The organism is Bartonella sp. AA18HLJMS (genome assembly GCF_042197245.1).
Lineage (GTDB): Bacteria > Pseudomonadota > Alphaproteobacteria > Rhizobiales > Rhizobiaceae > Bartonella.
Genome location: NZ_JBHIRP010000009.1, coordinates 1 through 14,568 on the forward strand (window position 1 = coordinate 1; position 14,568 = coordinate 14,568).

Sequence of the window (14,568 nt, forward strand, 5' to 3'; positions counted from 1 at the left end):
GAACCGTTCGAATTCTAACAGCGCCTCATCATGGGTTAGCCTTTATCGATTGCGTATTGCAAATTAGGTTCAAAATCTTCTGGCAATCGACAACCGCGATTAGCTTGCGCTCGTTTTGCTTTTTTGGGAACGTTCTCTTGCTCGTGAATGGGGGGTTGGTTGTCTACACCCGTTGTGATTTGCTCTGATGTGGTCTCAACAGCAGCAACCTCTGTTGGTTCGTCAACCAAATCGATTGTTGCTAAACTTTCAGAACCAATTTCTTTTTTTGCTAAAACGATAGTTTTAGTTTTTTTATTATATATGTTTGTATTGTTTGTTATAGCATCACAAGCATCATGCTTAGCATCCTTAAGCATGCTGTTAGCATCATGCTTAATATCACAAGCATCTTTTGTATTTTTATCCCATCTTGCCTTCGCTGCCTTCTGCGCTCTCTCTGAAAACTTATTCAAATTCTCATTAGAGTTGTTGAGTTCCTCTTCAACCTGTAAACTCCATAAACGACCGTCTTCTAAACGTATCAGTTTCTCATCACTCAATAAAAAATCTAGCGCTTTATTAAAAGCTTTTACTGAACAACCAGAAATGCGTGCTAATATAGAGGCATTCTCAAGAATTGGCTGTCTCTTCTTATACATAAGCAATATCAACATCATATAAGTCGATATTTGATGCGACGTCATTCCACTAGCATCAGATACCCAATCAGAAGGAAAACAACGAACCCAAGCTAACTTAGTTGACATATTTCCCCTCCTGTTCTTTATTATTATTTAGATCTTCATTGAAGTTATTGAGTTCCTCCTCAACTTGTGAACTCCACAAACGACCATCTTCTAAACGTATGATGTATCCCTCTTCTAGCAAAATATTCAATGCTGTCTCAAATTTCTTTACTGAATAACCAGTGTAATGAGATAAAACTTTAATATTACAAAAAAGAGGTTCACCAGTACGAAGCATGCGAAATCGCAATCTCATATAGATATTACCTTCTACAGGAGGTAAATAATCGACGACCACCGCCCATTTATCGGCAAACAGTCTCGTCCATGGTATTTTACTGGACATGTATACCCTCTTCTTGCATCAAATATAAAATTGCTAAAGCATCTGCTTCGTTGTCGTCTTTAGGTACATGTCCTTTTCACATACCGCCTTAATCATTTCTTCTTTTGAGGCGTTGCCTTTTCCTGTCGTCGCCTTCTTAATTGTGCCAACAGGAATGCCTTCATATGGTATCTGATGATGTTCACACCACGCTGTTAAGGTTGCTAGAAAGCCCCCATAAATATGAGAAGCATCTGTACCCACATGCCGGCGCACCTCTTCAAAATATACCGCGTCAATTTCATCAACAGATCTCTTTAGTTCAGTAAGCCACCGTTTAAAGCGTAAATAACGCATACCACCGCCTTCAAAACGGCGTGATTGAAAATCTTCTGTATCGCTTGTTATATGACCATCCGCACCACGTATCGCCCAGCCTGTCTTAGTCCCTAGATCAAGACATAAAATGGTTTTTTGTGCGTTAGTGATCATAATCCCCCTTTAAGGCTCTACGTATTTATATGTGTGCTATGACAGAGCGTGTTGTGATTGCTTGTCTTGAAAAAATGTTTATGAAAAAGTATCCTCCCAGCGATTCTAAAAAATTGGGGGGAGTTATGATGCAAGAATGGGTAGTTGATAAGGTTGTATTTTTATTGCACCGGATAAATGATAGTGCTGTATTTTTGCGGCACTGGATAAGTGATAATCTTACGATTGCTCCTATCATTGCTACGATAGTTACTGGAATGGTGACACTTTTTGTACAACAACGAAGCTTAAAAAAACAACTTAAAATCTTCCAACGACAAACTATAGCATCAGAAACCCAGACAGCTATTCTATTAGAAGATAAAAATGTATGCATGTGTCATAGAGGACAACTCGCATTAGCTTTTACTCAATTGCCTGATTGGAAATATGAAATTAAGCACATCTAAAAAATAAACTTGCAAATTTTTAAAAGTTGGAGTGCTTCACATGCCTTCCAGCACTCCCACCCATTTAATTAATATAAAAAAGAGAAAGGTAATGAGATGATATTTGATGATGGAGATAGATATGTAACGACACGTGAGTGTGCACAGCTTTTTAGTGTATCCACAACAACGATTCGCAATTGGGTGCTTCAGGGGTTGTTTCCGGAGCCATATAAGCTAGGGAGAGCAGTGAGATGGAGAAAAAAAGAGATCTTAGCCTTCACTCCAAAGAAAAATAAGGAGCAAATAAGAACAAATTAGGTAAAATTATATAAACTGTAGAAGGTGGTCTAAAAGGTGGTCTGAAAATGGCTATTTAAAGAAAAAATCTATATATTTCAATATGTTAAACACAAAAAGTGGTGCCCAGACGCGGATTCGAACCACGGACACGCGGATTTTCAGTCCGCTGCTCTACCAACTGAGCTATCTGGGCATGCTTCATAAAAAATATAAAGCGTTTGCGGTTATAACATTAAAATTTTCTCTGTCCAGTCATCAAAAGAAAAATAATTGATTTTTTAATAAGTTTATCTCCCTATTCTAGAGCGTTATCAATGAATCTTTATCATAAAATAAATTTGATAGGTATATTGGACACTTTAGTGTATTGTTATTAGAATGCTGTCTTATCGTGGTGGTAATACGAAAAAAATTAAAAGAATCAATCGAGAAGAATGATTAAGAAAGATTTTTTTATAAAGTTTCCCTAAATTTTAAGCATACGAAATAATAGACAACATTTTTGACTTTTTTCTAAAAAGATTATTGATTAGTCTTTATAATAATTTGTTTTTCTTTATAAAGAAAGAGAAACATCTAAAAGGGGAGAAATAATGATAATGTTACAAAAACCAAGTAATCGTCCCAATAATACTAATTTTTCTTCAGGTCCTTGTAGCAAACGGCCTGGTTGGACTCTTGATGTTCTTAAAAATGCATTAGTTGGGCGTTCACATAGATCTAGAGAAGCAGAATTAAAACTTGCTGAAGTTGTTAATTTAACCCGTGAGATTCTTGAGGTTCCTTCTGATCATCGTATAGGAATTATGCCAGGATCAGATACCGGTGCTGTTGAGGCTGCTCTATGGTCTCTATTAGGTGAGCGTGGCATTGATATGGCAGCGTGGGAAAGTTTTGGGTTTGGGTGGAATAAAGATGTTGTCGAGCAATTAAAGCTTTCTGATGTGCGTCGTTTTGAAGCTCCTTATGGTGAAATACCAGATTTAACACAACTTGACTTTGATCGGGATGTTGTTTTTACATGGAATGGGACAACTTCTGGTGTGCGTATTCCTAATGCGGATTTCATTCCGCATAAGCGGGCTGGATTGACCATTTGTGATGCAACATCGGCAGCTTTTGCGCAATATCTTGATTTTTCAAAATTAGATGTTGTTACTTTTTCATGGCAGAAAGTTTTGGGAGGCGAGGCTGCACATGGTATGGTGATTTTAAGTCCTCGTGCTGTTGAGAGGCTTGAGAATCATGTTCCAGCTTGGCCTATGCCCCAACTTTTCTATATGACAAAAAATGGAAAATTGAACGAAGATATTTTTAAAGGAAAGATCATCAATACACCTTCTATGCTTTGTGTTGAGGATTTCCTTGATGGGTTGAAGTGGGCAAAATCTCTAGGAGGTGCAGCGGCATTAAGAGCACGGGTTGAGAAAAATTTTTCTGTACTTGATGCTTTTGTTCGCAAAACGCCATGGTTAGAATATTTGGCAAAAGATCCTGAAGTGCGTTCTAACACCGCTATTTGTTTAGATATTGTGGATCCAGTGATTACTGCTTTGGATACGGAAAGGCGAGTATCTTTTATAAAAGCGGTTGTGAAGCGTCTTGATGAGGAAGGGGTTGCTTATGATATCGGTTCGTATCGCGATGCTCCTCCTGGGCTTCGAATTTGGGCGGGTATAACAATTGAGGCTTCCGATCTTGAAATTTTAACACAGTGGCTTGAGTGGGCGTTCCAAGTTGAAAAAGCACAGCTTTAAATAATTACTGGTGATTTTCAAAACGTGTTTTTAAACAAAAAAGGATACGAGAGATTATGATGATCTTTCGTATTCTTGTATCAGACAAACAGCCTCTAAATATTACATGAATTGTAAAAGATTAAGACGGGGAATGAATGCTTTGTCAGGTGTTAGATACGCACAAATTAAAATCTCTAATGTTTTTACTTTTTGTAGCGAAAATGACAGATTTAAAATATTTGGGTATTTGCTTATCTTTATTATCATAAATTTGAAAATTTAATCACTTGAAGATTGAGAAAAATCTGAAATGAGGAGTCGCACTTGCTCTAAGGTTTCGTTATAAAGAAGAGTTTGTTTTTGAATGCTGGTTTTTTTGACCAAACACGACGGAGAAAGTTATGGCCAATGTAGTTGTTGTCGGTACACAATGGGGTGATGAAGGCAAAGGTAAAATTGTAGATTGGTTGTCTGAGCGAGCAGATATCGTGGTGAGATATCAGGGGGGGCATAATGCTGGCCATACATTGGTTGTTGATGGAGACAGTTATAAATTATCACTTTTACCGTCTGGTTTAGTGCGTGGCAAGTTATCAATTATTGGTAATGGTGTTGTTGTTGACCCTCATCATTTTGTTGCAGAAGTAAAAAAACTATGTAATCAGGGTGTAAAAATCACACCAGAAATTTTGCGTATTGCTGAAAATGCTCCTTTGATTCTTTCTTTGCATCGTGATCTTGATGCAATTCGAGAAAGCGGTTTATCTGGTTTAAAGATTGGTACAACAAAGCGTGGTATTGGACCGGCTTATGAAGATAAGGTGGGACGTCGTGCTATCCGAGTGATGGATTTAGCAGAAAAAGATACACTTATGGCTAAGATTGAGCGGCTTTTGAGGCATCATAATGCTTTGCGTCGTGGGATGGGTGTTTCAGAGATTGATTCTCGAGCACTTTATGATGAATTGATGCAAGTTGCGGATAAAATTTTGCCCTTTATGGATTGTACGTGGCGTCTTTTAGATGAAGGTTATCGAGGAGGGAAACACATTCTTTTTGAAGGTGCGCAAGGTGCTTTATTAGATAATGATTTTGGAACTTATCCTTATGTAACGTCATCTAATACAGTTGCTGGGCAAGCATGTACAGGTTCGGGGATGGGACCTGATGCAATTCATTATGTTTTGGGTATTGCAAAAGCTTATACTACACGCGTTGGAGAAGGGCCTTTCCCGACAGAGCAGATAAATGATATTGGTGAATTTCTAGGAGTGCGTGGACATGAATTTGGTGTTGTAACGGGTCGAAAGCGTCGATGTGGTTGGTTTGATGCTGTCTTAGTACGTCAGATGGTAACAATTTGCGGTGTTCAAGGTATAGCATTGACAAAACTTGATGTTTTAGATGGTTTGGATGAAATAAAAATTTGTATTGGTTATGAGCTTGATGGTAAAAGGATTGATTATTTACCTTCTTCCATGGGAGCTCAGGATCGGGTGAAGCCTATTTATGCAACATTAGAAGGTTGGAAGGAAGAAACAGCACATGCATTGAGGTGGGAAGATTTACCAGTGCAGGCTATTAAATATATACGCTATATTGAAGAACTGATTAATACAAAAGTGGCTTTATTATCCACAAGTCCAGAGCGTGAAGATACTATTCTTATTACGGATCCCTTTGTTAATTGATTATTGTTTTTAGATTTCTATATATGCTCTCTGTTCGTTTTTGTATCTTTTTACAAAAAAGTTTTTAAGAGCACGTAAAAGAAAGGTGCAAAATAGCATTGTTTATTTTTCATATTCATTTTACATTATTGCAATAGTTGTACCAATATTAAATGGCAACCAATTTAGAAGGCTAAAATAAAGTTTTTTGGCTTTACTATTGATTTTTTCTCAGTTTAAGAGAGATTATAGAGGAAATGGTAGATTTCGTTGGAATCTTAAAAAAGACAATTAATGCACAAAATAATATTACACCACAAGTGCGTAAGCGGATTTATAAGCGGGCTACCGAAACACTAGAACATCAATTTGTAACAGCAAAAATACCACAAGCAATAGCGGATGAACAAAGAAAGATTCTTCAAAGTTCTATTGCAACTGTTGAAGGAGAATATTTAGCAGTTGAAAAGAAACGGCTTTCTTCAGTTATTGGGTGGAATCCCACAAATATAAATGAAGATAAGAAATATACAAAAAAAACTATATTACCAAAAAATAATGAATTGTCAGAGGTAAACATAAAAAGAAAGCAAGATTTTGTTACACGTTCAAAGGATAACAAGGTATTTGTTGAGCTTTGTGTATCAGATATACCAGATGCAGAACCTGTTAATATGGAGACTGATGTGCCTTCTCAGCATGTTAATAGCAGTGTGTTAAAGATTTCTCCTTCGCAGGAAGATAATCCGCATATTGTTTCGCACATTTTTTCTCAGGCTTTACGTCGTGCTAATAAATCGTTAGTGCAAAGGCGTATTGTGATAAGTGCTGTTTCTGTTGTTAGTTTTGTTGTTTTACTTGTTGGTATTTTTTTTGTTGGTGAGCGTGTATTTGTATCAAATGATCATCAGTTTTTAGAAGAAAATCTTCAAGCTTCTCACAGAGTACCAAAGGCATTTCCAATTAAGAGAAAGTTAACACAACGCTTATTAGAGGATGGAAGTGAAATTGATGTTGGTTTAAAACAAGCGATAGATTCTTCGGATGAAGAAGTACTCTCAACAGTTGTTGATAGCAATTTGCAATCGCTTGAAAAATCAGGTGAAGCTGTTTTCTATCAAGCACGTACAAATTATGATGCAGAAAAGATAGCAACGGGAAGTGCTCGCTGGACGCTTATAAAAGAGTCTCAAGTGAAGGGGGCTCCAGAAGAAACAACTATACAAGGTGATATAACAATTCCTGATGAAGGGGTATCATTACGGTTAATTTTACGTCGTAATACCGATCAGTCATTTCCTGCTGCATATATTATGGACCTTGTTTTTATTCTTTCTGATAAATTTTCAGGTAAAGCTATAAGCAATGTTCAAGCATTAACCTTTAAAGCAAGTGAACAATCCATTGGACAGGCTTTAACAAGAACCATTGCTGCAAAGATTAACGATGACTTTTTTCTTGTCGCATTGAGTGGAAATCATCCATTTCTTGATCGAAATTTACAATTGATGCGAGAATTAGATTGGATGCGTTTGGTGTTAACGGATAAAAACGGGCGTATAAGTGAATTAACCTTTGCAAAAGGACCAACAGGTAAGTCTATTTTTAATGAAGTTATTGGACAATGGCTTGCACAACAAGATAAGTTAACAGTTCTTGGTCAAAAAAATAAAACATAGATGCAAAAAAATAAACGACTGTGAAGAATTTTCTACGACCGTCTTTATCAATTATATACCACATACATTCACTAAATCTTTACATATCAATAACTTAAAGAATTCGATAGACCAATTTACAAGTATAAAGCCAAGGCATGCTTTTTTTCATTTTCACATTTAAAGAATGTGCAAACCATTGGCTTTATACTTAACTCTAGGTTTTATACTTGACTTTGAGATAAAGTAGAATCTTTGATAGAGTTTTGCACTTTTTCAAATGCACGCATTTCAATTTGTCTTACTCGTTCTCGACTAATATTAAATTCACCAGAGAGTTCTTCTAGGGTTAGTGGTACATCGTTTAAACGACGCGCTTTAAATATACGCTTTTCGCGTTCATTGAGATTGTCCATGGCATTTATGAGCATGGAACGGCGATTTTCTAATTCACTTTTTTCAATTAAAATTTGTTCTTGATCGTTAGATTCATCCACCAACCAATCTTGCAACTCACTGTTTTCCCCTTCTTTTGTTCGAATTGGTGCGTTGAGTGAAGTGTCACCACCAAGCCTACGATTCATTGATACAACTTCATCTTCTGTGACATTCAACTGGGTTGCAATTTCTTTCACTTGTTCTGCATTGAGATCACCACTATCAAGTGCTTGAAGTTTACTTTTTAACTTACGAAGGTTGAAAAACAAGCGCTTTTGATTAGCTGTTGTCCCCATTTTCACCAAACTCCAAGAGCGCAATACATATTCTTGGATTGACGCTTTAATCCACCATATTGCATAGGTTGCAAGACGAAAACCCCGCTCTGGTTCGAAACGTTTAACAGCTTGCATGAGTCCAACATTGCCTTCTGAAATGACTTCCCCAATGGGAAGTCCGTAGCCCCGATATCCCATCGCGATTTTAGCTACGAGACGCAAATGGCTGGTTACTAGCTTATGCGCAGCTTTTAGATCATTATGCTCACGGTAACGCTGAGCTAACATATATTCTTCTTTTGGCTCAAGCATTGGAAAACGACGCACTTCTTCCAAGTAACGGTTTAAACCACCATCACCTGTCATTACTGATAATAAATTCATATGGGCCATATAGCACCCTCCTTTTGTTTGAATTCCCTGATAAGGCAAATTCTATGTTTTAGATAGCTAACTATCCTCATAACCTCACTCTAGCATATTTTTCAATTTTGTTCAAAAAAAGATATTTTATTGTGAAATCTTGAGAAGGGGAAAAGTTTCAATTCATTTTTTTAAAAAGCTCAATAAGTTTAGCCATATCTTGAGGCAGTGGTGCGGAAAACGACATAACTTTACCGGTAGAAGGATGTTCAAAAGTAAGACTTGCAGCATGGAGTGCATGTCGGTTGAATTGATCGATTGCATTTCTAATAGTGGGGTTGAATATGTTTGATTTTGTTTTAAAAGCGTTTCCATAAACTGTATCGCCTATGAGTGGATGCCCTATATGAGTCATATGAACACGGATTTGATGGGTGCGTCCAGTTTCCAAGCGACATTCCAGAAGGCTAGCAAAAGATGTTGAGTCTGCATGAGAGCCATATTTTTCAAGCAGAGAAACATGTGTAACAGCATGACGAGCATAAGGGTTTTGGTTATGGATGACAGCTTGCTTTGTCCGGTTATGGGGCGAACGGCCAAGTGATGCATCAATTGTCCAGACATTGCGCTGAGGTGTTCCCCAAATCAAGGCATGGTAGCGTCGATCTAATGCGCAGGTACGTCCATGATCAGAAAATTGAGCACTGAGACTTTTATGAGCTAGATCGTTTTTTGCAACAACCATAACACCGCTTGTATTTTTATCAAGACGATGGACAATACCAGGGCGTTTAACACCACCTATACCAGATAAACTATTCCCACAGTGGTAAATAAGGGCATTAACCAATGTACCGGTCCAATTTCCATTCCCAGGATGAACAACAAGACCAGCTGGTTTGTTAATAACAATGATATGATCATCTTCAAAAAGAATGTCCAATGCAATGGCTTCAGCGCTAGGTTCTGCATCACGAAGGTCCGGCATTTCCAATTCAATTATTTGGTTAGGTTTTAATTTTGTTTTTGGTTCCTTTATGAATTGACCATCAATTTTAAGACAGCCTTCACGGATGAGGGTTTGCAAACGCGAACGTGAGAGCACATCATGATATTGTTTTGCGAGCCACTGATCAAGACGTTGCCCAAGAGCACCTTCATCCGTTATTTTCTGTATTACCATACGATTCCTATTAAGTTTTTAATAAGATTTTACCAGTACGAAATTGCTTTACTATCGAGAAATTCTTTAATTCCCCAATGTCCTCCTTCACGAGCGCGCCCAGAAAATTTTACACCTCCAAAGTAGCTTCCACTGGGTAATCCATGTCCATTAACTTCTACCATACCAGAGCGTACTTGTTCCGCAATACGACGACATTTGTTGCGATCTTGCGATTGAATATAGTTTGTAAGACCATACTCAGTCTCATTCGCTAAAGCGACGGCTTCTTCTTCTGTACTAAAAGAAAGAATCGAGAGAACTGGACCAAAGATTTCTTCTTTAAAAATACGCATATGAGGTTTTACATCAGCAAAGACTGTTGGACGGACATAATAACCGCGTTCCATTCCTTTTGGTAAACCAGTCCCGCCTGCAACAAGAGTTGCACCTTCATCAATTCCCGATTGGATAAGATCTTGAATTTTATCATATTGTTTTTTTGAAACAACGGGCCCAATATGATTTCCTTCTTGGCAGTTTGGTCCTACTTTTGTTGTTTCTGCAATATCTTTGGCTATTTTCACGGCTTTGTCATAGATGCTCTGTTCCACAAGCATACGAGTCGGTGCATTACAACTTTGTCCACTATTATAAAAGCAATGTCGTGCACCACGTTGAACAGCATCTGAGTCGGCATCAGCAAAGATAATATTCGCTCCTTTTCCCCCAAGTTCCAGACAGACTCTTTTTAAAGTAGCGCTGGCATTTTTAGAAATATCTTTTCCTGCTCTAGTTGAACCAGTAAAGCTGATCATTTCTAAATCTGGATGTGCAGAGAGGTAAGAGCCGACAGTCGCACCATCACCATTGATTAAATTAAAAACACCGGCTGGAAGTGCGGCTTCATCTAAAAATTCAGCAAAAAGCATAGCAGAAAGAGGCGCAATTTCAGAGGGCTTTAACACCATGGTACAGCCAGCCAAGAGAGCAGGAATAACTTTAAGAGTTACTTGATTCATGGGCCAATTCCATGGCGTAATTAATCCTACGACGCCGATAGGATCGTAGTGAAGGATTGCTTGCTCATTTCCCTTTATTAAAGTTTCTTGGAACGAAAACTCTTTATAAGCTTCGATAAAATTGCGAATATGGGAACTTCCTGTTGCAGTTTGCGCATTAAGCGCCATATCAATCGGTGCTCCCATTTCCATTGAAATGGTTTTTGCCATGTCTTTGGAACGTTTTTCGTAGATCTCTAGAATTTTTTCAACAAATCCAAGACGCTCATTTGGTGACGTTGTTTTCCATTTTTGAAACGCTTCTTTAGCCGCATTAATTGCTTTATCGGCATCTTTTGTACTTCCAAGGCTAATGACAGCACAAGCCTCCTCTGTTGATGGATTAATGACGTCAAAATCGTGAGGAGTGCTTGGCTCATCCCATAGACCATTGATATAAAATTTCCGTTTATTAAACATAATTCACTCCCTTTTTTCTATTTGTATTTATGTAATTATGATTGTCTTAGTCTAAGCCTTTTTAAACGAGGATAACAAGGATAATCTTATAAAAACGTGAGAAATTAGATTATATCGTGATAATTGAGCATGGAGAATTCAATAGAGCAATGCTTATTGTATTATTGAGACTAGTTTCTTTTATGAAAAGGGAGAGAAAGAGAGGCATAGACAATTTTCTTGAAGCTTTTTTATCATGAAGTTTTCTTCAAAACAAATGAAATACGAGCTCTATGACACCATAAACTGAGTAATTTATATCGTAAATATGCAAAAGGCAGATTATGAATATGCATTATGGCATTATTTTTTTCATTAAAAAGTAACCATCAGCAAAAGGTTATTAACCTTCGTATGATAGTTTCTACGAATTCTTTTTGAAAAGGTTATTTTTCTCATTGCTATAAATTTGTTGGGTGCCATGCATAATTCGAAAACAAAATCTATTTCTACGTCTTCTTTTTCTGATGATAGTACGGAAGGTGCATCAAGAGAAGATTTATCTGTTAAGATTACTGAGATATTTCCTTATCCGGAAGTGTGGAAAAAGGCATTTGCTCTCGGAAAAAACGTCCGTTTCACGAGAACCCCAGAAGTTGAGATTTTGCGTCGTCGTATAGAAACAGATCCAGTTTTTGCAAAACAGTTTAAAATTTTTACGAAGCAAGATCAAAAAAAAATTACAGATACAGATATTGTACGTTGTAACAAGAAAACAACAAATATTCTTTCGACAAAAAAAGTCATTAATCCTCAATCAATAGAGAATAAAACATCAGTTTGTCATTCAACGGTTTTGAAGCAGTTGTCACGTCAAACTACTCGTATGCCGTCAGCAAATATTCCACTTGAGGAGGATAAACAAGAACATAAATTACAAGTGGAAAATGTGCTACAAAAAATAAAACCTGCGTTGCATCTTTCTGATGATGCATTTTTTGAGTGTGAATCTTTGATATTTGAGCATGTGGAGACTCAAATATCAAAAGAGGATGGAACATCAATTGACACGACAAATGAAATTACACCGGATATTCCCACAGCCTTTGATGAGTCAATAACTGCTCTTTACCGTGTTCTTGAATACCGCTTTCCACAACTCTATGATTCAATTACATCAGAATCTCCAGCGGAAAGGATGCGAGGTGTTGAGAAAATTTCTGATTTAATGCATACAAATAATGATACTACTAAAGAGTGTCATTCTAAGCTTTCTGTTGAAGATTTTGCTCATACGTTAAGTAATACAGGGGCGTTAAGTGATGCAGGGGCTAGTATAGAGACTGAAAATACCAATAATATTGTCGCCAATAATACTGTTGATTGTATAAACAAAGCCGTCAAAAAGAATTCAAAAGATTTTTCTGTGATGCAAGCAAACAGTAAAACTAAAACATTGCAATCTACTCGTATGCCATTAGGTAATTATGATTCTGCGTTTATGCAAAATATTCAATCTATTGACTGTGATGTTTATGAATTTCCTCCGATCAACTTATTACAGGAACCTGTTTTTCATGAAGGTACGATGATTCCTCAAGAAACATTAGAACGTGGTGCTGGACTTTTAGAAAGTGTTTTGGAAGATTTTGGCATTAAGGGTGAAGTTATCCATGTTCATCCAGGGCCAGTGGTAACAATGTATGAATTTGAACCCGCTGCGGGTGTAAAATCATCACGCGTTATTAATCTTTCTGATGATATTGCGCGTTCTATGTCTGCTATTTCTACACGCGTTGCTGTAATTCCTGGACGGAATGTTATCGGGATTGAGTTACCCAATGCGGTTCGTGAAACCGTTTATTTACGGGAATTAATCCAAACACGTTCTTTTCGTGAAAGTGAATTTAAACTTGCTCTTGCTTTGGGGAAGGGGATTAATGGTGAACCGGTCATTGCAGAATTAGCAAAAATGCCTCATTTATTGGTTGCAGGAACAACAGGATCAGGCAAGTCTGTTGCAATTAATACAATGATTTTGTCGATTCTTTATCGTATGACACCAAAGCAGTGTCGTTTGATCATGGTTGATCCTAAAATGTTAGAGCTCTCTGTTTATGATGGCATTCCACATCTTTTAACACCCGTTGTCACAGATCCCAAAAAAGCAGTAACAGCTTTAAAATGGGCGGTTCGTGAAATGGAAGAGCGTTATCGCAAAATGGCTAAGTTGGGTGTGCGTAATATTGATGGTTTTAATGCACGCGTTGCACTTGCCGCTCAAAAAGGCGAAACGATCATGTGTACTGTTCAGTCGGGTTTTGATAAGGAAACAGGGGAAATGCTTTATCATGAAGAAGCCATGGATCTCACGCAGCTTCCTTATATTGTTGTGATTGTTGATGAGATGGCTGATCTTATGATGGTGGCAGGGAAAGAGATAGAGAATGCCATTCAGCGCTTAGCGCAAATGGCGCGTGCGGCAGGTATTCATCTTATTATGGCAACGCAACGTCCTTCTGTTGATGTTATCACAGGTACAATTAAAGCGAACTTTCCTACCCGCATTTCTTTTCAAGTAACATCAAAAATTGATAGTCGTACGATCTTGGGTGAACAAGGTGCTGAAACGCTTTTAGGTCAGGGGGATATGCTTCATATGGCTGGTGGTGGACGCATTGTGCGCGTTCATGGACCTTTTGTTTCTGATGAAGAAGTTGAATCCATCGTTGCACATCTAAAAATGCAAGGTAAACCTGATTATTTAGCAACGGTAACAGATAATGAAGACGATAACAAAGAGGATACTTCTGCTGATTCAGCTGCTGGAAATTCTGAGGAAGAAAATTTTGATGAAGAGGGTGAGGAACTTTATAACCAAGCTGTAAAAATTGTTATGCGTGATAAAAAATGTTCAACATCTTATATTCAGCGCCGACTTTCAATCGGCTATAATAAAGCAGCTTCTCTCGTCGAGCGGATGGAAGAAAAAGGCATTGTTGGAGCCGCTAATCATGTTGGAAAACGTGAAATTCTACTCAATGAAGGAAAATAAACAAACACATTTAAAAATATGCAATTTTTTAAATATCTGACAGTCATTATTTAACAGTCATTATTTAAATGTGCTTGTTTTATTTTTTATATAATATTAAAAATTTAAATGGAGAGTAATAAAGAAAAAGCGATCTTTTGTATTAAGACTTCTGATAAGGTAAACAAGCTGATATCAAAGGAGATTATGAGATATTTTTAACATTTCTAAATGATCTGGAATATAAAGAAATTAAACAAATCTTTATATGAGGACAGATGATTTGTGTTCTCTTTTTTACAGAGAAATTTTTTAATAAAATAGTGCGGTGGCATATTTTTTGTTTTTTCTTTTGTAGCGATTCTAATGAAAGAAAGATCTTTGGGAGATTATTGAGAGCATCATAAGAAAAATGCCCAATATGCAAGTTCTGTTGCATAGGATACTTTAAAGCGTCACGCTGAATTTATTATCATTTGATATTATTGGC

10 protein-coding genes, 1 tRNA gene and 2 pseudogenes are annotated in these 14,568 nt (G+C 37.2%); 6 read left to right on the forward strand and 7 right to left on the reverse strand.

All coding sequences use genetic code 11. The annotated features are described in order from the left end of the window. Positions 1–38 precede the first annotated feature (38 nt). The 3 genes and pseudogenes from ACFINW_RS06180 to ACFINW_RS06190 form a co-directional block, all read right to left on the reverse strand. Positions 39–749 (reverse strand): annotated as a pseudogene (locus ACFINW_RS06180) (DUF1376 domain-containing protein); the annotation flags it as partial. Beyond that, positions 739–1,074 carry a DUF1376 domain-containing protein gene (locus tag ACFINW_RS06185; RefSeq protein WP_375640955.1) on the reverse strand — a complete coding sequence of 112 codons (336 nt, stop codon included), beginning with the start codon at positions 1,072–1,074 and terminating at the stop codon, positions 739–741. The pseudogene ACFINW_RS06180 and the gene ACFINW_RS06185, both read right to left, overlap by 11 nt. Next, positions 1,064–1,545: pseudogene (locus ACFINW_RS06190) on the reverse strand (crossover junction endodeoxyribonuclease RuvC). Before ACFINW_RS06190 ends, ACFINW_RS06185 begins: the two are co-directional and overlap by 11 nt. Before the next feature lie 29 nt (positions 1,546–1,574). On the opposite strand from ACFINW_RS06190, the gene ACFINW_RS06195 reads away from it, so the two are divergent. Then, the gene (locus ACFINW_RS06195) at positions 1,575–1,994 is read left to right on the forward strand and encodes a hypothetical protein (RefSeq protein WP_375640954.1); all 420 of its coding nucleotides are present in this window, start codon (positions 1,575–1,577) and stop codon (positions 1,992–1,994) included. A 96-nt stretch (positions 1,995–2,090) separates the two neighbouring features. Further along, positions 2,091–2,294 carry an AlpA family transcriptional regulator gene (locus ACFINW_RS06200; RefSeq protein ID WP_005865986.1) on the forward strand — a complete coding sequence of 68 codons (204 nt, stop codon included), beginning with the start codon at positions 2,091–2,093 and terminating at the stop codon, positions 2,292–2,294. 99 nt (positions 2,295–2,393) lie between these two features. Here ACFINW_RS06200 and ACFINW_RS06205 read toward each other — a convergent pair. Next, a tRNA-Phe gene (locus ACFINW_RS06205) sits at positions 2,394–2,469 on the reverse strand. A gap of 400 nt (positions 2,470–2,869) precedes the next feature. On the opposite strand from ACFINW_RS06205, the gene ACFINW_RS06210 reads away from it, so the two are divergent. The 3 genes from ACFINW_RS06210 (at position 2,870) to ACFINW_RS06220 (ending at position 7,364) form a co-directional block, all read left to right on the forward strand. After that, positions 2,870–4,033 carry a phosphoserine transaminase gene (locus ACFINW_RS06210; RefSeq protein ID WP_375612053.1) on the forward strand — a complete coding sequence of 388 codons (1,164 nt, stop codon included), beginning with the start codon at positions 2,870–2,872 and terminating at the stop codon, positions 4,031–4,033. Positions 4,034–4,416: 383 nt separating this feature from the next. Next, the gene (locus ACFINW_RS06215; protein ID WP_375640953.1) at positions 4,417–5,706 is read left to right on the forward strand and encodes an adenylosuccinate synthase; all 1,290 of its coding nucleotides are present in this window, start codon (positions 4,417–4,419) and stop codon (positions 5,704–5,706) included. A gap of 236 nt (positions 5,707–5,942) precedes the next feature. Then, on the forward strand, positions 5,943–7,364 hold the full coding sequence (locus tag ACFINW_RS06220; RefSeq protein WP_375621123.1) for a hypothetical protein: 1,422 nt from the start codon (positions 5,943–5,945) through the stop codon (positions 7,362–7,364). Between the two features lie 203 nt (positions 7,365–7,567). On the opposite strand, the gene rpoH is transcribed toward ACFINW_RS06220, so the two are convergent. The 3 genes from rpoH to ACFINW_RS06235 form a co-directional block, all read right to left on the reverse strand. Continuing rightward, positions 7,568–8,452 carry an RNA polymerase sigma factor RpoH gene (rpoH, locus tag ACFINW_RS06225; RefSeq protein WP_375621122.1) on the reverse strand — a complete coding sequence of 295 codons (885 nt, stop codon included), beginning with the start codon at positions 8,450–8,452 and terminating at the stop codon, positions 7,568–7,570. Positions 8,453–8,600: 148 nt separating this feature from the next. Next, on the reverse strand, positions 8,601–9,605 hold the full coding sequence (locus ACFINW_RS06230) for an RluA family pseudouridine synthase (RefSeq protein WP_375621121.1): 1,005 nt from the start codon (positions 9,603–9,605) through the stop codon (positions 8,601–8,603). 29 nt (positions 9,606–9,634) lie between these two features. Next, on the reverse strand, positions 9,635–11,065 hold the full coding sequence (locus ACFINW_RS06235; protein ID WP_375621120.1) for an aldehyde dehydrogenase family protein: 1,431 nt from the start codon (positions 11,063–11,065) through the stop codon (positions 9,635–9,637). A gap of 460 nt (positions 11,066–11,525) precedes the next feature. Between ACFINW_RS06235 and ACFINW_RS06240 the strand changes: the two genes are divergently transcribed. Further along, entirely contained in the window at positions 11,526–14,099 is a 2,574-nt protein-coding gene (locus tag ACFINW_RS06240; protein WP_375621119.1) for a DNA translocase FtsK, read from the forward strand. Positions 14,100–14,568: the final 469 nt, after the last annotated feature.

Bases quoted from the DNA above. Each gene is read 5' to 3' on its own strand.
- ACFINW_RS06185 (WP_375640955.1), bottom strand. From the start codon at position 1,074: ATGTCCAGTAAAATACCATGGACGAGACTGTTTGCCGATAAATGGGCG.
- ACFINW_RS06195 (WP_375640954.1), top strand. From the start codon at position 1,575: ATGTGTGCTATGACAGAGCGTGTTGTGATTGCTTGTCTTGAAAAAATG.
- ACFINW_RS06200 (WP_005865986.1), top strand. From the start codon at position 2,091: ATGATATTTGATGATGGAGATAGATATGTAACGACACGTGAGTGTGCA.
- ACFINW_RS06210 (WP_375612053.1), top strand. From the start codon at position 2,870: ATGATAATGTTACAAAAACCAAGTAATCGTCCCAATAATACTAATTTT.
- ACFINW_RS06215 (WP_375640953.1), top strand. From the start codon at position 4,417: ATGGCCAATGTAGTTGTTGTCGGTACACAATGGGGTGATGAAGGCAAA.
- ACFINW_RS06220 (WP_375621123.1), top strand. From the start codon at position 5,943: ATGGTAGATTTCGTTGGAATCTTAAAAAAGACAATTAATGCACAAAAT.
- rpoH (WP_375621122.1), bottom strand. From the start codon at position 8,452: ATGGCCCATATGAATTTATTATCAGTAATGACAGGTGATGGTGGTTTA.
- ACFINW_RS06230 (WP_375621121.1), bottom strand. From the start codon at position 9,605: ATGGTAATACAGAAAATAACGGATGAAGGTGCTCTTGGGCAACGTCTT.
- ACFINW_RS06235 (WP_375621120.1), bottom strand. From the start codon at position 11,065: ATGTTTAATAAACGGAAATTTTATATCAATGGTCTATGGGATGAGCCA.
- ACFINW_RS06240 (WP_375621119.1), top strand. From the start codon at position 11,526: ATGCATAATTCGAAAACAAAATCTATTTCTACGTCTTCTTTTTCTGAT.